Below are 19425 nucleotides of genomic sequence, written 5' to 3'. Positions count from 1 at the left end.
GACCTCGAATCCAGCCAAAACCCAGCGAATATCGACATAAAAGTAACCCAAACGTTACACACAAACGACCTGTATCGCGGAATCGAAACGGCGTTGTCCGTGCGTTCGGCGTAGACTGTCACAACTATACGGTTCACCGCATGATTATGCGCATCCGTTTTTGATTCCCGGCGTTGAGGCGTGCCGGGATCCCGGAAATCCGTCCGGTTTAGCCCCATAACCCAAGTTCACGAGAGAAGAACTATGGATCTCTTCCGTAAGAAAAACGTGGATCAGCTCGTATCCGAATCCACACCACTCAAGCGCACCATGCACACGTTCGATCTGACGATGCTCGGCATCGGCGCGATCATCGGCACCGGTATCTTCGTGCTTACCGGCAAGGGCGCGCTCACCGCGGGCCCGGCGCTGTCCGTCTCATTCCTGCTGGCCGCCATCTGCTGCGGTTTCGCAGGCCTGTGCTACGCCGAATTCGCTTCCATGGCCCCGGTTTCCGGTTCCGCCTACTCGTACGCCTACCTAGCCTTCGGCGAGCTCATCGCCTTCATCATCGGCTGGGACCTCATTCTGGAATACGCCCTGCAGGCGGCCACCGTGTCCGCCGGCTGGTCGGGATACTTCAACAAACTGCTTGAGGGCTTCGGCCTGCATCTGCCCGTGGAACTCACCGCCGCATACGGCACCACGCCGGGCGTCACCACCTACTTCAACCTGCCTGGCTTCGTGATCGTGCTGCTCATCACGTGGGTGCTGTCCATCGGCATCAACCAGACCAAGCGCACCAACGACATCATGGTGATGATCAAGCTCGTCATCATCGTGCTGTTCATCGTGTGTACCGTATGGTTCGTGAACCCGGCCAACTGGCACCCGTTCTCCCCGTACGGCATCTACACATTCCAGCCCGGCTCCACGCAGCCGTATGGCATCGTGCCGGCCGCCTCCATCGTGTTCTTCAGCTTCATCGGCTTCGACGCCGTGTCCTCCTCCGCCGAGGAGACCGTGAACCCGAACAAGACGCTGCCGCGCGGCATCCTGCTGTCCCTGGCGATCTCCACCGTGCTGTACATCGTGATGACGTTCATCATGACCGGTGTGGTGCCGTACAAGGAGTTCGCGAACTTCATCGACGCCCCGGTGGCCGGCGTGATTCTGGCGACCGGCCTCAACTGGCTGGCCGTGATCGTGAACCTCGGTGCCCTCATCGGCATGACCACGGTGATGCTGGTGCAGCTGTACGGCCAGTCCCGCATCTGCTACGCCATGAGCCGAGACGGCCTGTTCCCGGAGTTCTTCGGCCATGTGCATGAGAAGTACCGCACGCCGTTCAAGGGCACCTGGTTCTTCGGCATCCTGACCGCCATCGCCGGTGGCTTCATCAACATCAACGTGCTGTTCGAGCTGGTGAACATCGGTACGCTGACCGCGTTCATCATCGTGTCCGCCGGCATTCTGTGGATGCGCAAGACGCAGCCGGATGCTCACCGTGGCTTCAAGGCCCCGCTCGTGCCGTTCACGCCGATCGTCTCCATCGTGTTCTGCTTCGTGCTCATCGCCGGCCTGAACTGGGAGACCTGGGTGAGGTTCGCCGTGTGGTTCGGCTTGGGTCTGATCGTGTACTTCGCGTACAGCCGCAAGCGTTCCAAGCTTGATCCGGCGAACGCGAAGGCCGAGGCTAAGGCCGCTGCCGAAGCTAAGGCCTGATTCCGGCGATCCCTGCCGAAATGACAACAAAAGCTCCTCTTCGTGAGGAGCTTTTTCGTATTGCGCGTTATTCCGCGCTCAACTCACCACTCGTGGCGCTGGTAGGCGATTCTGGTGGTGTCGGTCGGACGGTCATGCAGCTGGATGAGGCCGCAGCGGGCGAAACCGGAGCTTTCCAGCACATGCTGCATGGCCTTGTTGTTGGGGTGGGTGTCGGCGCGCACGTTGCCGTAGTGCTTCAGGGCCCACTTGATGCAGTCTCGGGCCGCGTGCCGCGCCAGTCCGGAGGAGGCGATGCGGTGGATGGTCACGTAGGAATCGTCGTCGAGCCAGGCGCCGTCGATGGTGGCGTACGTGGGATCCTGCCCCGGACACAGGGCGAACTGGGCCAGGATACGTTCGCGCCCGTTGCATTCGTCCACGAGCAGCATGGTGCGCTGGTTGGCGATGTCGTCCAGAATCACCGATTCGCGGGGGAATTCGTTGCCCCACTGGGTCGGATTGCCACTCGCGGCCATCAGCACACGCGCATGGGCGTAGATTTTCTGCATCTGCGGGAAATCGCGCATGGTGGCGTGGCGGAAGCGGCGGGGCGATGCCTTGCCCGTGATGTTCGAATGGGTCACTGTTCACCTCTGACGGTTCGCGAACGTCGCCGGCGCGGACGCCGGTGGACAACTGACGGCAAACCTACCATGCGATAGGCACAAGAAACCCCGCCCGCGTTACATGGCGGACGGGGTTCGGCCAGCTAACGGACCCAGACGGGCTCAGACGACCTTGCGCTCGAACGGATCGGAGCTGATGCCCTCGGCCAGGATCTGCTTGCACCATTCCTTGGCGGTGAACAGGCTGTGGTCGCGGTAGTTGCCGCAGCTCTTCTCGGTGGTCGCGGGCACGTCGTCCCACGTGGCTTTGTAGGCGATGAACTCCAGCGACTCCTTCAGGGCCTTGGCCACCTCCTCGGTGGGGTGCTCGCCCCAGGTCAGCAGGTGGAAGCCGGTGCGGCAGCCGAACGGCGAGCAGTCGATGTATCCCGGGATGCGTTCGCGCAGGAGCACGGCGATGGTGTGCTCGATGGTGTGCAGACCTCCGGTGGGGATGGCTTGCTTATTCGGCTGGGTCAGGCGCAGGTCGTAATTGGAGATCACGTCGCCGTGCGGGCCCTTTTCGGTGTCGATGTAGCGTACGTACGGCGCCTTGACCTTGGTGTGATCCAGCTGGAAGCTCTCCACCACCGGCTTCTCGGCCGGCTGCGCGTTCGTCTCGTCCGTCATTCCGTTCCCCTTTCCGCATCGATGGCCGATGCGATTGCAGGTATTGTGCATACGTCTGCAATCGTAGTCGCGTTCGTCAGCTTGCGGCAGTCGCTTCGCTATAGGAATTGGTTAGGATGCGCTGGTACCGGCTTCGATGGCAACGATCAGTTGCCCCGCCAGCCGGTGGCGTCCGCTCCGGCGGCGCGAATCGCCTGACCGGAGGTCGGCGTCACGCCATCCACCACGACCTTGGTACCGATGGTGGCGAAGTCGTACATCCACTTGGCGTCGGCCACCTGCATGTTGATGCAACCGTGGGAACCGGGGATGCCCTGCTGCACGTAGATCGGGTGTTCGCCCCACATGTAGGCCGGGACGCCGTGCAGGGCCTCGCCCCCGTTGTAGTACGAAACCCACGGCGTGTTCGGCTGGTTGTAGCCTTCGCCGGACATGGTCTGGGACTCGTACTTCAGGTACACGTAGAACGTGCCGGTATCGGACAGCATGGAGCCGTCGGCGGTGGGCTTCCCGGAGGCGATGAGGAAGGTCTTGACCGGCGTGGTGCCCTGGTAGGCGGTGGCGGTCTGGTTCGTCAGGTCCACGTGGACCCACTTGTCGCCATTGGCCACGTCGAAGTTGTGCGGCACCTCCACTTCCTTGACCTCGTACGGGCTGTCGGTGACGGCCACGGTCGAGTCGGTGGACTGGTTCTGCTCGATGGCGGTGGCGAGCTTGGCGGGCGCGTCGCCCACTCCGGTCACCTTGATGCCGTCCACGCCCAGCGTCTTGTCGGCGCCGATGCGCACGCCGCCCTCGGACTTCGGGGTGATGTAGACCTCACGGTCCACCTTCTCGACGGTCAGCTCCTTGGTCACGGCCGCGCTGGACACGTAGGAGTTGATGGCGTCATGGTCGACGATCAGGCTCATCGTGCCGGTCTTCAAGTCGGTGGTGGGCTTGAGGAACTTGGCAATCTGCTCCACCGGAATCGTGATGCTCTTGTTCACGCCGTTGTCCACGGTCAGGTTCAGGCCCAGGCGCGCGTTGGCGTCGGCCGCGACCTGCTGGGCGCTGGCGGAATCAACCGGGTTCGTTCCGTTCTCCAGCTTGACCGCCACCGTGGTGTTGGTGCCGGGCGTGGCGACGGCCTGCTTGACGGCGGCCGTGACGGCCTGCATCTGCGGAGCCTTGCCATCGTGGCCCTCATCGAACACGAACTGCTTGGCGTTCTTGTCGTAGGAAACGGTCGTGACCTTCACGCGATCGGCCTCGTCGACCAGGTTGTCGGTCACATACTCTTCGGCCTTGGTGTCGTCCGTGGTGGCGGAGAGCGGGACGTGCACCTGGTTGAGGATGTTGAGCTTGGCGAAGTCGCCGGTCTTGGCGTTCATCAGCGCATCCACGGTCTTGTCTGCGTCGGCGGTCACGCCCATGTCCGCCAGCGAGGCCTCGGCGCTCTTGCCATCGGCGGTGAAGGTCACTGTGGTGGTCTTCAGCTGCTGCTTGACGGTGTCCGCCAGCTCGTCGCGGGTCTGGCCCATCACGGAGACGTCACCCAAGTACACGCCGGGCGCGGCCTTGTCCTGGAAGTACCAGCGGCCGACGAAGAAGTATGCGATGAACGCGGCCAGAATCACCGCGAACACGGAAGCCAGCACCACGATCCAGGCCTTGCCGTGACACTTCGCGTGGGCCATGTGCCCACCTGCCTTGACCGCGTCATTGGCGGCAGCCTTGGGCATGCCGTCGAAGCCCACGGGGCGCAGCACAGCGGTCTGCTCGTCATCCGGCCGCGGGAATGAAGTCGTTACGTCGGTCATATCCACCTTATTCTCTGAACAGCGTTCCTCGAAAAAAGACGTATAATATATCTTTTCCCTAGTCGCGATAGTAATACGGGCACGCTACCAGTCGGTCGTTACGCACGAAAATATGAGCCCGGAGCGCAACCGCTGTGAGCAAAGTCACGTGCGAAGGCGCCGCAACCCGACTGCACGAGCCAGACGCTACACTGGTCAACTATGGCAGCACAGGACGCTTTGGGGGCACTCAACCAGTATTTCGGCTACGATTCGTTCCGTCCAGGCCAGCAGGGAATCGTCGAATCGCTGCTCGCCGGCCGCGACGTGCTCGGCGTGATGCCCACCGGCGCCGGCAAATCCGTGTGCTATCAGGTGCCCGCCGCGCTCATGGGCGGCGTGACGATCGTGATTTCGCCGCTGATCTCCCTGATGCGTGACCAAGTGGACGCACTGAACGACCTGGGCCTCAACGCCGCGTTCGTCAACACCACGCAGACCCCGGACGAACAGTCGATGGTGCTCGCGCAGGCCGCCGCGGGTCAGGTCAAACTCCTGTATGTGGCCCCGGAACGCTTGGAAACCGGCCGATTCCGCGACTTCGCCGCCCGCACGCCGATCTCACTCATCGCCGTGGACGAAGCCCACTGCGTCTCCCAGTGGGGCCAGGATTTCCGCTCGTCCTACCTTGGCATCGGCGAGTTCATCGCCTCGCTGCCCGTCCGGCCGCCAGTCGGCGCCTTCACCGCCACCGCCACCGAGCGCGTGCGCCGGGACATCGTCTCGATTCTGGGCCTGCGCGATCCGGCCGTGACCGTGACCGGCTTCGACCGGCCGAACCTGTACTTCGACGTGGTCAAGCTGCAGACCAAATACAAAGCCGCATGGGTGGCCCGTTACGTGGCCGATCACCCGGACGAATCCGGCATCGTCTACTGCGCCACGCGCAAGGAGACCGAGGCGCTTGCCGCAACCCTGAACCAGATGGGTCACCCCGCCGTGGCCTATCACGGCGGCATGGCACCGGACGTGCGCGAACGGGCCCAACGCGACTTCATCACGGATCAAGTACCCGTGGTGGTGGCCACCAACGCCTTCGGCATGGGCATCGACAAATCCAACGTGCGGTTCGTGATCCACCACAACATGCCCGAATCCATCGAGGCCTACTATCAGGAGGCCGGCCGTGCGGGCCGTGACGGCGAGCCGAGCCGCTGCACGCTGCTGTGGAACGAATCGGACATCGTCACTCGCCGCCGGCTGCTGGACAGCGACTACGAGAACGAGCGGCTGACACCGGAGGAACAGGATATCGTGCGCCAGTCCAAGCGCCGTCTGCTCGACGGCATGGTGGGCTACTGCCGCACCACGGACTGCCTGCACCGGTATATGACGCGGTATTTCGGGCAGGAGATCGGCCCCGGCACCTCCGATGGTGCGAACGTTGGCGATGCCGGTTCTCCAGACAAGTCCGGCACCTACCGTTGCGGTGCCTGTTCGAACTGCGAAAGCACGTTCGAGACCATCGACGTGACCCGTGTGGCCCAGGCCATCAGCCGATGCGTGCATGACGTGAACCAGCGCGTGGGCTCGGGCAAGATCGTCAAGATCCTGCGCGGTTCCAAGGCGCAGGATCTGGCATGGCTGAATCCGGAGCAGATGCCCACATTCGGCATGCTCAAGGATGTGAACGAGGCCCGTATCCGCGACGTGCTGAGTCAGATGGCCACGGACGGCTACCTGTTCATCGCCGAGGGACGACTGCCCATCGTGATGTTCGGCAAACGCGCCGCGGAAACCGCCGCACCTGATTTCCACTATGAGATCAAGCGGGTGGAGCGCAAATCCGCGTCCGTGGGCGGAGTGGGTTCCAGTCGAGGCCGTAATGGTGCTTCCACCATGTCCGGCGACACCGCGGCCGGTGCCGCGCTCGGCTCGTACATCCCGGACGATGACGAGGAGGCGCTGTTCCAGAAACTGCGCGAGCTGCGCCGCACCATCGCCCAGGAGATCGGCAAGCCGCCGTACATCGTTTTCTCGGACAAGACCCTAAGGGACATGGCCCGCATCAAGCCGGTCACCAACGCGCAGTTCCTGGCCGTCAACGGCGTGGGCCAGCACAAGCTCGACCTGTACGGTCAACGCTTCATGCAGGCCGTAGCTTCGTTCAATGCGGGCGCATGAGTGCTACTAGGGCCTTGTCCTGACGCCAACGGCTCCTTACAAACGCTCCAGCGCCTGCTTGAGGTCGGCGATGAGGTCGTCCGCGTTCTCGATGCCCACGGAGATGCGCACCAAGTTGGCGGGCACCTGCAGGGTGGTGCCGGACACCGAAGCGTGGGTCATGGCGGCCGGCACCTCGATGAGGCTTTCCACGCCGCCCAGAGACTCGGCCAGCGTGAAGATCTCGGTGTGGTCCACGAATCGCTTGGCCGCCTCGGCACCGGCCGCGAGCTGCACGGACACGATGCCGCCGAAGCCGCCGTGCATCTGACGGGCGGCGATCTCATGGCCCGGATGGGATTCAAGGCCCGGGTACCAGACGCGCTCGATCACGTCGGACGGCTGGGATTCCAGCCACTGGGCCACCTTGAGTGCGTTGGCGCTGTGGCGCTTGACGCGCAGGTCCAGGGTCTTCAGGCCGCGAATGTCCAGCCAGGAATCGAACGGGGAGGGCACGGCGCCGGCGGCGTTCTGCAGGAAGGCCACCTTCTCGCGGGTCTCCTCGTCGTTCAAAACCACGGCGCCGCCCACCACGTCGGAGTGGCCGCCGATGTACTTGGTGGTGGAGTAGACCACCGCGTCCGCGCCGTCATCCAGCGGGTGCTGCAGGGCCGGCGAGGCGAAGGTGTTGTCCACCACCACCTTGGTGCCGTACTTGTGCGCCACCTCGGCGGTGGCGGCGATGTCCGTGATGTTGAGCAGCGGGTTGGACGGCGTCTCCACCCACACGTACTTGTACTGCTTGGCGGCCAGCGCCTGCTCCACGGCGGCCGTATCGGTGATGTCCACCACGTCCAGGCCGATGCCCCACGGCACGAACACTTTGGCGAGCAGACGGTAGGTGCCGCCGTACACGTCGTTGCCGAGGAGGATGTTGTCGCCGGGCAGGATGGTGGAGCGCAACAGCACGTCGATGGCGGCCAGACCCGAGGAGAAGCTCAGCGCGTACTTGGCGCCCTCCACCGCGGCGAGCTGTTCGTCGAAGCTGGTGCGGGTGGGGTTGATGGAGCGGGAGTAGTCGTGACCGCCCCTGAGTCCCAGCACGCCGTCCTGCTTGAAGGTGGAGGTGGCGAAAATCGGGGTCACCACGGCACCGGTGGTGGGGTCGGGCTCCTGGCCGGCGTGGATGGCGCGGGTGGCGAGGGCGGTATCGGCGAACTTGGCGTTGTATTCGGCGGACATGTTGGTTTTCCTTCTTATATCGATGAGTCTATGAATGGTTTTGGTTGATGATGGTTGACGGATTGCCGTGAAGCCTGTCGTGAGACGGCGGCGATTCACAGGTACTGTTCGGCCAGCGAGGGCTTGGTGGTGCGGTCCACGATATCGCCGTAGCCGTTGGCGCGCATCCAGTCGTCGTTGAAGATCTTCTCCAGGTAGCTGCGGCCGGAATCCGGGGCGAGCACCACTACAAGCTGGTCCTCGTCCAGATCGTTGGCGAGCGCGTACTTGATGGCGCTGGCCACGGCCATGCCGGAGGAGCCGCCCACTAGCAGGGCCTCCTCGCCGGCCAGTCGGCGGGTCATCTCGAAGGCCTCGGCGTCACCGACCTTGACGATGTCGTCGGTGATGTTCCGGTCGAAAGCCTTGGGGTAGAAGTCCTCCCCCACGCCCTCGATGTCGTACTGGTGGACGTCGGCCAGAGAGTCGGCGGAGTAGATGGAGCCTTCAGGGTCGGAGCCGATCACCTTGACCGCGCCGTCCGAGACTTCCTTGAGGTACTTGCCGGTGCCGGAGATGGTGCCGCCGGTGCCGATGCCGGCCACGAAATGCGTGACCTTGTGGTCCGTGGCCTCCCAGATCTCCGGGCCGGTGGTGTAGTAGTGGCTTTCCGGGCCGTTCGGGTTGTCGTACTGGTTCGGGCGGAAGCCGCCGGGAATCTCGTTGGCGAGTCGTTCGGCCACTTGGTAGTAGGAGCGCGGGTCGTCCGGGCCGGCGTCGGTGGGGGTCACGATGACTTCGGCGCCGTATGCGCGCAGCACGGCGCGCTTGGATTCGGAGACCTTGTCCGGCAGGGTGAAGATCGTGCGGTAGCCGCGCTGCTGGGCCACGAGTGCGAGACCCACGCCGGTGTTGCCGGAGGTGGGCTCGACGATCACACCGCCGGGCTTGAGCTGTCCGGAACGCTCGGCGGCGTCGATGATGCGCTCGGCGATGCGGTCCTTGGAGGAGCCGCCGGGGTTGAAGTATTCGACCTTGACGGCGATGGTGGCCTTGACACCGGCTGCCTGGGGGATGTGGTTGAGCTTGACGAGCGGGGTGTTGCCGATGAGTTCCGCGAGGCTGTTGTGAACGGTCATGTGTGGTCCTTTGTCCGGTTTGGTTGGGTTGACGATGATGCGGTTATGCTGCTTTCGTGAACCGACGTTCCCGGACGGGCGGTCGTTGACCTGTATTGATCGGAGCATCCGTCCCTTCTCGCGTAAGGGGTATGCCGTGTTTCCATGTGTTACGAACAATCCGATGAAGTGTTGTATGCGTTGTGCCAAACCACTGCGACCGCGCCAACTCCGCGGTATTCGGATTCATGGAAGATGCGCGGCGAACCTGCCGCGATTCGAATGCTCGTTCTCAAGTTATGCGTCACTGACCGTGCGCCCGGGGGCGTCGGTTAGCGACAACAACATGAGAAAATCTGCATGCCTCATACCATAGCACGTCTCTGGACATCCGCGTGTCGCATAGGGTCACATGACGGAAGATGCGCCCACAACCATTTTGTACGGCTCTGTTAAATCAAGATTGATATGCCCCTTATTCTTGGCTCCCCTTGTCAGGGGAGCTGGCGGCGAAGCCGACTGAGGGGTAGTCCAAGGAAATTCATGTCAATCTTGGTTTAACAGAGCTTTTTGTATTCGTCTCCCTCTCTCTGAGGAAAGCTGTCAGCAAAGCTGGCCGAGGGGAGCCATTGTGACCGCAACTGCCCTCAGTCTCACTCCGTTCGACAGCTCCCCTCAGCGAGGGGAGCCAATACTACGCGCGCTGTCGGGCGGGATGGATTTCGCGGCGGGCGGTCATCAGATACGTGATCCACATGCACAGCGCGAACAGCACCAGCGATTCGGCAACCGGGATCCACACCACATACGTTCCGATTTCCACGCCGGCGGACGGATGGCTGATGACACGGCCGCTGGCGGCCTGAACAAGCCAGTTGCCCAGCGCGCCGGCGGCAGCGAACCGCCCGAGCCATTCATCGGTCCACAGTACTGAACTGCTACCGAGCAGCTGGGAGGCGAGGCAGGCCACAAACAGCGCGGCAACGACGCCCCACGTGCCCTTGCTCGCCGCCCAGGCCAACACGGCTCCGAGCACTGTGCCCACCGCCACGTAGGCAAGCATCAGCGAAAGGAACTTGAGGAACATGAAGAGCACGCCACCCACCAGCATCGGCGAGAACCCCGACCCCGAAGCACCGCCCGTATACGACACCCGCTGCCAGGCGTACAGGAACTGCTCGGATCTCGGCAGATCGAACGGTTCGCCGAGGAAACAGCCCCTGATGCCAACGAAACAGGTCCCTTCCTTTCCGCTGGAGATGAGCACGTAACGTGCCGCGACCATCGACACGGACACTGCAATCGCCATCACGATTCCGCCGATCGCGGACGCCTTGACGAACGTACGCCTCGAGACGCCATGGCAGATGGCCGTGTCGAAGAACAGCCACTGCCAGGCCGCCGCTGCGAGCAGGAGGATCGGGAACCAGTACCGCTCGGCGTCGATGCTGGCCGATAGCCCGCCCGTTTCGTATCGCAGCGCCTGCAACCGCTGGTAGCAGAGCGCCACGAACAGCAGCAGGCCCAGCAGAAGCACCACGCCGTATACCGCGAGGTTGCGGACCAGCGTCAACCGGCACTGGCGGCTCATGCCGAGGAAGTCGTCGCCGCGCATCATGCCGCGTCCGCCACGGACCGATGCTTCCGATACGCCTGCGGCGGCATTTGCCGTACCGTGCGCGGATTCGCGTACGTTGTCATTCGTCGTCACAACCTTGCCGTCCATCGTTACTCCCCTTTGCTGCTCGATACGGCACCGGTCTCATCGCCGGCCTCTTGATGATCGGAGATATCCGGCATGTCCGGGCCGACCGCCCCGGACGTGACGCGGATGACGTAGTCCTGCAATCCGAGTGCGCTGGCGGCGATGCCGGAGGGCAGGTCGGCCGCCTCCACGGGCCCGCGCACGATGACGGTGGCCAGTCGTCCCATCGTTTCGCGGGAGATGACCTGCAATCCACAGTCCTCCACGAACGACCCGACGCACGCCGACTCCCCCGTAAGCACTGTGGCGCGGGAACCCACGGATTCGGCGTCGAATGCATCGATGATACGGCCGTGGTCGATGATGGCCGCGCGTTCCACGATGTGCGCGATCTCGTCGATGATGTGGGTGGAGATCACGATGATGCGGGGACGTTCGCCGTAGGATTCGAGCAGGAACCGGTAGAACAGGTCGCGGTTCACGGCGTCGAGGCCGAGCACCGGCTCGTCCAGGAGCAGCACGTCCGTCGGCACGCACAGGGCGGCGACCAGTCGCACGATCATACGTTGGCCGAGTGAGAGATGGCCGTATGCCCTGCCCGGTTCGATACCGAACGCGGCGAGCATGCGTGCGCTGAACGGCCAGTCGAAGCCGCCGTAGTAGCGCTCCTCCCGTTTGAAGATGGTGCTGATGCGCGCGCCGAGCAGGAACGGCAGCGTCTCGTTGACCAGGTAGATGCGCGATTGCGCGGATTCGTTCTCGCGAACGTTCGCACCGTCCAGTTCGACTGCGCCGCCGTCCGGGAGCAGTCGGTTGGCGATGACGCCGAGCAGCGTGGATTTGCCGGCGCCGTTGCGTCCGAACAGGCCGTGGATGGCGGGCCGGAGCGTGAGGTTCACGCCGTCCAGCGCCACGGTCGAACCGTACCGTTTGCTGAGGTCGGTGATGGTCAGGTTCGCATTCATGATGCGTACTCCTTCTCGATCAGCTCGGTCAGTTCCTTGGGACCGAAGCCGAGTCGTCGCGCTTCGGCGATGAACTGCGGAAGACGGTTGTCCAGGAACTCATCTCGTTTGGCGCCCCGTGCGCGGGCCGCGGCTCCGGGGGCCACGAACATGCCCAGTCCGCGGCGCTTTTCGAGCAGTCCGCGCTCCACGAGCAGGTTCATGCCTTTGAGCACGGTGGCGGGATTGATGCGGTATGTGGTCGATATTTCGGTGGTGCTGGGCACTTGCTCACCTTCCCGGTACAGGCCCGACACGATCGCTTCGTTGAGCTGGTCGGCCACTTGCCTGAACAGCGGCTCGCCGCTGGAATCATCGAAGTGCAAGGCTTGGCTCACCTCCTTGGGACGAAGCCGTCTTGGATGTGGATGGGCGGAGAAGCAGCGGTTTCACCAACCAAAATGCCCCTCCTCGGCTCCCCTTGTCAGGGGAGCTGTCGGCAAAGCCGACTGAGGGGTAGTCCAACCTGAGATTTACGGCAATCCTGGTTTGATCGGTCTCACGCCAACCTCATTGGTTAGTTACTCATGTAACTAACCATATAACCGAAAGCGTCCACCGTCAACATCATCAGCCACGCCGCGAGGCAAAGCGCTACAGCGATGCGGCGGCGATGAGCTGGCGGGTGTAGTCGGATTGGGGGTTGTCGAGCACCGCGTCGGTGGGACCGGATTCGACCACGTGTCCCTCGCGGAGCACCAGGATGCGGTCGGCGATGTGCTGGACCACGCCGAGGTCATGGGAGACCATGATGATGGCGGGCCGGATCGGCTGGCCCGTGGCGGTATCGACGGCGCCCGAGCCCTCGCCGGAAAGGATCGACTGGAAGGTCTCGAGGATCTGCACGCGGGCGGCCACATCGATGGCGCTCATCGGCTCGTCGGCCAGGATGAGCCGCGGGTTGGCCACGATGGCGCGGGCGATGGCCACGCGCTGCGCCTGGCCGCCGGACAGATCGCACGGGTACCGGCCGAGGAACACGCGCGGGTCGAGTCCCACGCGGGCGAGCGCCTGCGCGGCCTTGCCCTCCACCTCGTCCACGGCGAACCCGAGGGCGCGCCGACGCAGCCACAACGGTTCGGACACCGAACGTTCCACGGTCCAGCGCGGGTCGAGCGAGCCGAACGGGTCCTGGAACACGATGGACGATTCGGCGCGCAGCGCACGGCTGCCGACCGAACCGCGGCCGACCTCCTCACCGCGGTACTCGATGCTGCCGGAATCGGCGGCGGCCAGGCCCAGCATGATGCGGGTGAGCGTGGTCTTGCCGGAGCCGGAGGCGCCGATCACGGCCAGACACTCCCCCGCATGCACTTCGGCGGAGACGCCGAACAGCACCTGACGTCGGGAGGCATGGGACCGACCGAAGCCGAACAGGCCGCGATGCATGACACGGTCGGCGAACGAGGCGTTGATGTCACGCGCGACGAGCAACGGTTCGGTCTTCCCGGTATCACGGCGTTCCGTCATGGCAGCCTCTCCCCCGGTCAACCTACGGCCGCCAGCAGTCTCGACGGAAGCGGCCAAAACACGGTCAGTCATGGGATTCCTCCTTCCCGCCGGCACGGAGGGTGAGCAGACGGGCCGCGGAGACGAGTTCGCGGGCCTGTGCGGTCGCGGGCGAGGCCAGCAATTCCGCGGTCGGGCCGGACTCCACGATGCGTCCGGCGTCCAGCACGTAGCAGCGCGTGGTGGCGCGGGCGAGCACGGAGAAGTCGTGCGTGATGAACAGCATCGAGGCGCCGGCGCCGTCCACCAGCGAGGTCAGCAGGTCCACGATCTGGCGTTGCGTGACGGAATCGAGCGCGGTGGTCGGCTCATCGGCGATGATGAACCGGGGCGAGGTGATCAGGGCGGTGGCGATGCCGACGCGCTGCTGCTGCCCGCCGGACAGTTCATGCGGGTATTTGCCCGTCACCTCCCCGTCAAGGCCGACCTTGGCGAGCATCACGGCCACGCGCTCGGCCCGTTCGGCCTTGGTGAGGTCGTAATGGAGCTTCAGGGGCAGCGCGATCTGCTGGCCCACGGTCATCACCGGGTTCAGCGAGGCGGCCGGATTCTGGAACACCGTGCCCACATACCGGCCGCGGAGGTCGGCGAGCGCGCGTTCGTGCAGGCCGATCACGTCGGTACTTCCCATGACGATGGAGCCGGATGCCGTGGCGTTCCGCGGCAGCAGCCCCAGCATCGCCTTGGAGATCATGGATTTGCCGGAACCGGACGAGCCGATGAGGCCCACCCGCTCGCCGTCCGCGATGTCGAGATCCGCGTCGGAGACGATGGGCTTGCCGCCGATGGTGATGGTCAGGTCACGTACTTGGATGCTCATCGTTCGGCTCCTTCCCCATCATCTTCAGCAATTTCCGAGACGCCCGTATTCCGTGCAACCGGCGCGGCGGACGGATTGGTGGTCGCATTGTCCGCTGCACCGGCGGACTGCGCGACGGCCTGACGCAGCGCGGGATTGGCCACCGGATCGACGGCGTCGCGCAGCACGTCGCCGAACACGTTGAGGGCCACGACCACCACGGTGACGATGAGGCCCGGCCACAGCACGGTCAGGGGGAACACGTTGATGAGCTTGACCGACGTGGCCAGCGAATGGCCCCAGCTCGGCACGCCGGAGGGCACGCCGATGCCGAGGTAGGTCAGGCCCGATTCGGCCAATACCGCCGTTCCCGCGGACAGCGAAAGCTGCACGGCCAGCACGGGCAGGATGTTGGGGATGATGTGGCTGACGAGCACGCGCCGGCCGCTCGCGCCATTGGCCCTCGCCGATTCCACGTACGCCGAACGGGCAGCGAGCAGGGCGGCCGGACGCGCCACGCGGGCCAGGTTGAGCCCGTAGCCGAAGCCGCAGGCCACCACGATCACGGCGATGGATGCGCCCAGCGGCACGGCCAGAATCAGAGCGATGAGCACGGTGGGGATGGAGATGAGCGCGTCGACCACCACCACGGACGTGCCGGCGAGCGCGGGGGTGCGGGCCACCATCGCGGCGACCAGGGCCAGTCCCCATACGGCGGACAACGCCACGGTGAGCACCACGATGAGCAGGTTGGTGCGCGAGCCGGCCATGAGCCAGCTGAACACGTCGGCGCCGGTGCCGTCGGTGCCGAGCCAGTGCGAGGCGGAGGGCTTGGCCCACACATGGTATCCGTCCGTAGTCCACAGGGACTGCGGGGTCCAGACGAGGGAGACCAGCGCCACGGCGAGCCACAACGCCAGCACGATAAGCGTGAATTTGCCTTCGCCGCGCCGCCAGATGGACCGCAGAACGATGGAGAAACGACGCAAGGGCTTGTGCGCAACGGTGTGCGCAGCGGTTTCGCCGGCACCGGGCGAGCAGACTTTCCGCATGGTGTTGCTCATGCGGCCACCTCCGATACGGTATCCGCGGATTTGAGCCGCGGGTCGAGGATGCGGTGCAGCACGTCCACCACAAGGCCCACGCCCAGGAAGAACGCAGCGAGCAGGAACAGCTCGCTTTGCACGGCGATGAGGTCGCGGTTGCCCACGTCGGTCACGAGCCCGTTGCCGATGCCGGGCAGGGCGAATAGGTTCTCGATGACCATGACCCCGGTGATCATCGAGGCGAAGGTCAGGCCGATCACCGAGACGAGCTGCGGGGTGGCGAGCCGCAATCCGACGCGCAGCACGGCCTGGGTGCGTGTCATGCCGCAGGAACGCGCCATGTCGATGTAGCCGGAGTCCGCCAGGTCGCCCAATGCCGAACGGGTGTACCGCATGAGGGATGCGCCCACGATGATGCCGACCGAGAGGGCCGGCAGGATCAATGCGAGCAGCGCCCGGCCAGGAGTGGTCCAGCCGTCCATCGGGAATCCCTGTGAGGGCAGGATGCCGACGAGGCCCGTTCCCTTGCCGAACAGGAGGATGAGCAGCAGTCCGCTCCAGAGCGCGGGCACGGCGCCGCCGATGATGGCGAGTACGTGGAACGCCGCGCGCACGCGGGCCGAGCGGGCCAGCACGGCCGCGCATCCGAGCGGCAGGCCGATGGCGAGGGCGATGAGCAGGCCCAGGATAATCAGGGGGAAGGTGATGGAAGCGCGGGAGGCGACCAGCGAGGTCACGGAGCGGCCGGTCAGGATCGACGTGCCGAAGTCGCCGTGCAGGAGCGCGCCCATCCAGTCGAGGTATTGGATGACGAGCGGACGGTTGAGTCCCAGTTGCTCGCGCAGTTGGGCCGCCTTCTCAGGCGGGGCGTTCACGCCGGCCATGATGGATGCCACGTCGCCGGGCAGGATGCGCAGCGCCGCGAACACCACGACGGACAGGCCGAACAGCGCCGCCACGAACAGCAGCAGTCGGCGGACGACGAATCGCATTGCCGTGCTTCCTTTCTATTGGGCTTGCCAGTCGCCGATGACCTCGGCTCCCCTTGTCAGGGGAGCTGGCGGCGAAGCCGACTGAGGGGTAGTCCTACGCTGGTTGTGTTGATTCAGTTTCCGATGTTTTGCAACACGTCGTCATGAACTACCCCTCAGTCACCTGCGGTGACAGCTCCCCTGACAAGGGGAGCCGAGAACGATGGCCTACTTCGTATACGTCACGTTATACAGCGGCAGGACGGTCTGGTTGAGGTTGAACGGGAAGCCCTTCACGCCCTTGGCCGTGGCGGTGGTGATGCGGTAGTTGAACAGCCAGTCGGCCGGCGCGTCCTCGGAGATGAGCTTGGCGGCCTGGGCGAACTTGGCGTCGCGTTCCTCGTCCGTGGTGGCGGCGATACCCTCGGCATACAGCTTCTGCACGTCCTTGTTGTCGTACCCGAAGTAGTAGGTCGGGTCGGTCCAGGTGTAGAAGTCGTGGCTCTCGTTGTGGTCCACGAGCGAGAGGTCGAAGTCGTGGTTGGTGTACACGTCCTGCAGCCAGGTGGAGAACTCCACCACATTGACCTTGAGGTCGATGCCGATGGGCTTCAACTGCGAGCGCAGCTGGTCGCCGAGTTCGGTGCCGTAGATGTTGGCGTAGGTCAGGGTGAGCTGGAGCGGCTTGTCCTCGGAGTAGCCGGCCTCGGCCATGAGCGACTTGGCCTTGGCCTGGTCGTACGGGTACAGGCCGGTCAGGTCCTCGTAACCGGGGTCGAGGGACGGGATCGGGCCGCCGAGGGCCTTGTCCGCGCCGCCGCGGGAGGCGATGAGCTCGTCATGGTTGATGGCGTAGCGGATGGCCTGGCGGATGCGCTTGTCCGCGAGCTTGGAGCCGGAGGCGTTGTTGAAGCCGAGCACGTACTTGTCGGTGCCGTCGCCGGCCTTGACCACGTACTTGGACGGATCGGAGGTGAACGGCTCGGCCAGGTTCTCGGTGATCGGGGCGAGCACCTGCACGTCGCCGGACTTCAGCGCGTTGACCGCCGCGTTGTCGTCGGCCAGGTACTTGACCACGATGGTCGGGGTCTTGGCCTTGTTCTTGCCCCAGTACTTCGCGTTGGCCTTGAGGGTGATGGAGTCGTTCTCGACGAACTTGGCCACGGTGTACGGACCGGAGCCCACGGCCTCGGTCTTGAGGTCGTACTTGGCGTCCTTGTCGAACACCAGACCGGCGCGGCCGGTGAGGGTCCACAGGAGGTTCGAGTTCGGGGTCTTCAGGGTGATGACCACGGTGGAGGCGTCCTTGGCCTCGACCTTGCTGACGGATTCGAGCGCGTCGGCGTCGTGGTACTGCTTGGCGATGAGTTCGTTGATGGACCAGGCCACGTCCTCGGCGTCGAGCGTGTCGCCGTTGGAGAAGACCATGTTCTTGTTGAGGTGGAAGGTGTAGGTCAGGCCGTCCTTGGATTCCTCCCAGCTGGAGGCGATGGCCGGGGCCACCTGGTTCTTGGAGTCGCGGGCCACGATGCCTTCGTACACGTTGCCGATCAGGACCTGATCGAGCGCGGAGCCCGCGGTGTTGCGGATGTCGAGGTTGGTGGGGGCCAGTTTGAGGCCGATGGTGACGGTGCTGGCCGTTGCGGAACCGTCCGCCGATGACGTGCCGGCGTCGTCCTTCTTCGCGTAGGCCAGGGTGACGCCGATGACGACGGCGACCGCCACGATCACGGCGATCAGCGAGATCAGCCACCACTTCGGGCCGTTCTTCTTCGGCTGCTTCGCGCGCGATGCCAGGCTTGCGTCCGTGGTTGCGCCGTTTTCGACGTGCGCACCATTGTCTTGAGACATGATTCTTCCTCTTCGATTGTCGGTAAATGCGGTTGGCCGCCCGTACGGGTCGACCACCGGAGCCCCATCATAGACGCGGGACTGTAATTCACGAATACGGATCGGGGCGGTAGGATGGCCCGTGAAATCCATCTCGAAGCTGGAGGGTTATCATGCTGGTCGCCGTTGACATCGGCAATACGAACATCGTGCTTGGTTTTCTGGACGGGGGCCGTATCGCCGGCACCTACCGCATCACCACCAAGGCGAACCATACTTCGGACGAATACGGGCTGTTCCTGACCGAATTCCTCAGGATGAGCGGCTTCCGGCCGGCGGACGTGGATGACGTGATCATCTGTTCGGTGGTGCCGAAGGTCATGCATTCGTTCCGTTCGTCGATCGTCAAGTTCCTGGACATCGATCCGATGGTGGTGGGGCCCGGTATCAAGACCGGCATGAACGTGCGCGTCGACGACCCGAAGTCGCTCGGCGCGGACATCCTGGCCGATTGCGCCGGCGCGTACTATTCGTACGACGGTCCGGCGCTGGTGGCCGATTTCGGCACGGCCACCACGTTCACGCATGTGAGCGGCGACGGCGTGATCGACGCGGGCATCATCACCACCGGCATCCGTGCGGGCGCCGCGGCCCTGTGGGGCGACACGGCCCAGCTGCCCGAGGTGGAGATCACCCGGCCGGACACGATTCTGGGCACGAACACGAAGACATGCATGCAGGCCGGTCTGTATTACACGTTCCTGGGCGGCGTGGAGCGCACGATCACGCAGTTCCGCAAGGAGCTCGGCGGCGAGGACTTCAGGGTGATCGCCACCGGCGGGCTGGGGCGCGTGTTCGCCAACGACACGGATCTCATCGACGTGTACGACCCGGACCTGATCTTCAAGGGCATGGCGCATATTTACGCAAGGAATGTGAAGTAGTCAAATGGAATCGGCCTGATGGCCGATGCTGTCTGTTTCGCGGCTTCCGCCGCTCCCCTACTACCCCTCAGACCGCTTTCAGCGGCCAGCTCGTCCTGCAATTACGGACGAACTTCGTTCGAAGTCTATTCGCTCGACTGTCGTCTCGCACGTTGCCTACAAGCAGCTCCGCTGCTTGCTTCACGGCAACGTCCTGGCAAGGGGAGCCAAGACTCTATATAAAAAATGGCGCTTGTGTTGTTTTCGTGGGTGTGGGTTCGTCGTTGAGCCGTTGAGGGAGTAAGAGAAGAGCGCTTCCTGGGTAGGATGTTTTCGACCAAGATAAACAAGCAACCAGCAAGCGCCTGATGAAC

Annotated in this window: 16 protein-coding genes; 3 read left to right on the top strand and 13 right to left on the bottom strand. The window is 64.1% G+C overall.

Features of this window, described 5'->3' with window-relative positions:
- Nucleotides 1–243: 243 nt before the first annotated feature.
- Nucleotides 244–1704 (top strand): APC family permease, encoded by a 1461-nt coding sequence (locus KIH81_RS10390; protein WP_214305251.1) that lies wholly within the window; start codon nt 244–246, stop codon nt 1702–1704.
- A gap of 83 nt (nt 1705–1787) precedes the next feature.
- Here KIH81_RS10390 and KIH81_RS10385 read toward each other — a convergent pair whose 3' ends face one another.
- The 3 genes from KIH81_RS10385 to KIH81_RS10375 all read right to left on the bottom strand — a co-directional run bounded on the left by KIH81_RS10385 (nt 1788) and on the right by KIH81_RS10375 (nt 4783).
- Nucleotides 1788–2330: a GNAT family N-acetyltransferase gene (locus KIH81_RS10385; RefSeq protein WP_214305250.1), complete on the bottom strand. Its 543-nt coding sequence runs from the start codon at nt 2328–2330 to the stop codon at nt 1788–1790.
- Nucleotides 2331–2474: 144 nt separating this feature from the next.
- Nucleotides 2475–2981, bottom strand: coding sequence for an S-ribosylhomocysteine lyase (locus tag KIH81_RS10380; protein WP_214305249.1), 507 nt, complete (start codon nt 2979–2981; stop codon nt 2475–2477).
- A gap of 146 nt (nt 2982–3127) precedes the next feature.
- Nucleotides 3128–4783: a L,D-transpeptidase gene (locus KIH81_RS10375; protein WP_214305248.1), complete on the bottom strand. Its 1656-nt coding sequence runs from the start codon at nt 4781–4783 to the stop codon at nt 3128–3130.
- A 201-nt stretch (nt 4784–4984) separates the two neighbouring features.
- Between KIH81_RS10375 and recQ the strand changes: the two genes are divergently transcribed.
- Nucleotides 4985–6946 (top strand): DNA helicase RecQ, encoded by a 1962-nt coding sequence (gene recQ / locus KIH81_RS10370; RefSeq protein WP_214305247.1) that lies wholly within the window; start codon nt 4985–4987, stop codon nt 6944–6946.
- Nucleotides 6947–6982: 36 nt separating this feature from the next.
- Here the strand turns inward: recQ and KIH81_RS10365 are convergent, their stop codons facing one another.
- The 10 genes from KIH81_RS10365 to KIH81_RS10320 all read right to left on the bottom strand — a co-directional run bounded on the left by KIH81_RS10365 (nt 6983) and on the right by KIH81_RS10320 (nt 18149).
- Nucleotides 6983–8167 (bottom strand): cystathionine gamma-synthase, encoded by a 1185-nt coding sequence (locus KIH81_RS10365; RefSeq protein ID WP_214305246.1) that lies wholly within the window; start codon nt 8165–8167, stop codon nt 6983–6985.
- Between the two features lie 95 nt (nt 8168–8262).
- The gene (locus tag KIH81_RS10360) at nt 8263–9285 is read right to left on the bottom strand and encodes a pyridoxal-phosphate dependent enzyme (RefSeq protein WP_214305245.1); all 1023 of its coding nucleotides are present in this window, start codon (nt 9283–9285) and stop codon (nt 8263–8265) included.
- Between the two features lie 673 nt (nt 9286–9958).
- Nucleotides 9959–10990, bottom strand: coding sequence for a twin-arginine translocation signal domain-containing protein (locus KIH81_RS10355; protein WP_214305244.1), 1032 nt, complete (start codon nt 10988–10990; stop codon nt 9959–9961).
- Nucleotides 10991–10992: 2 nt separating this feature from the next.
- Nucleotides 10993–11934, bottom strand: a complete 942-nt coding sequence (locus KIH81_RS10350; RefSeq protein WP_214305243.1) for an ATP-binding cassette domain-containing protein — start codon at nt 11932–11934, stop codon at nt 10993–10995.
- On the bottom strand, nt 11931–12299 hold the full coding sequence (locus KIH81_RS10345) for a GntR family transcriptional regulator (protein WP_214305242.1): 369 nt from the start codon (nt 12297–12299) through the stop codon (nt 11931–11933). Before KIH81_RS10345 ends, KIH81_RS10350 begins: the two co-directional genes overlap by 4 nt.
- Nucleotides 12300–12567: 268 nt before the next feature.
- The gene (locus KIH81_RS10340; RefSeq protein ID WP_420829149.1) at nt 12568–13443 is read right to left on the bottom strand and encodes an ABC transporter ATP-binding protein; all 876 of its coding nucleotides are present in this window, start codon (nt 13441–13443) and stop codon (nt 12568–12570) included.
- A gap of 64 nt (nt 13444–13507) precedes the next feature.
- The gene (locus tag KIH81_RS10335) at nt 13508–14302 is read right to left on the bottom strand and encodes an ABC transporter ATP-binding protein (RefSeq protein WP_214305241.1); all 795 of its coding nucleotides are present in this window, start codon (nt 14300–14302) and stop codon (nt 13508–13510) included.
- Nucleotides 14299–15240 carry an ABC transporter permease gene (locus tag KIH81_RS10330; RefSeq protein ID WP_420829148.1) on the bottom strand — a complete coding sequence of 314 codons (942 nt, stop codon included), beginning with the start codon at nt 15238–15240 and terminating at the stop codon, nt 14299–14301. The genes KIH81_RS10335 and KIH81_RS10330 overlap by 4 nt, the downstream gene beginning before the upstream one ends.
- 101 nt (nt 15241–15341) lie before the next feature.
- Entirely contained in the window at nt 15342–16319 is a 978-nt protein-coding gene (locus KIH81_RS10325; protein ID WP_214305240.1) for an ABC transporter permease, read from the bottom strand.
- Between the two features lie 207 nt (nt 16320–16526).
- Nucleotides 16527–18149 (bottom strand): ABC transporter substrate-binding protein, encoded by a 1623-nt coding sequence (locus tag KIH81_RS10320; protein WP_214305239.1) that lies wholly within the window; start codon nt 18147–18149, stop codon nt 16527–16529.
- Between the two features lie 152 nt (nt 18150–18301).
- On the opposite strand from KIH81_RS10320, the gene KIH81_RS10315 reads away from it, so the two are divergent.
- Nucleotides 18302–19072 (top strand): type III pantothenate kinase, encoded by a 771-nt coding sequence (locus KIH81_RS10315; protein WP_214305238.1) that lies wholly within the window; start codon nt 18302–18304, stop codon nt 19070–19072.
- Nucleotides 19073–19425: the final 353 nt, after the last annotated feature.

Source organism: Bifidobacterium miconisargentati (genome assembly GCF_019331675.1).
GTDB classification, from domain to species: Bacteria; Actinomycetota; Actinomycetes; order Actinomycetales; family Bifidobacteriaceae; genus Bifidobacterium; species Bifidobacterium miconisargentati.
This window is presented reverse-complemented; position numbering and strand designations above follow the sequence as displayed.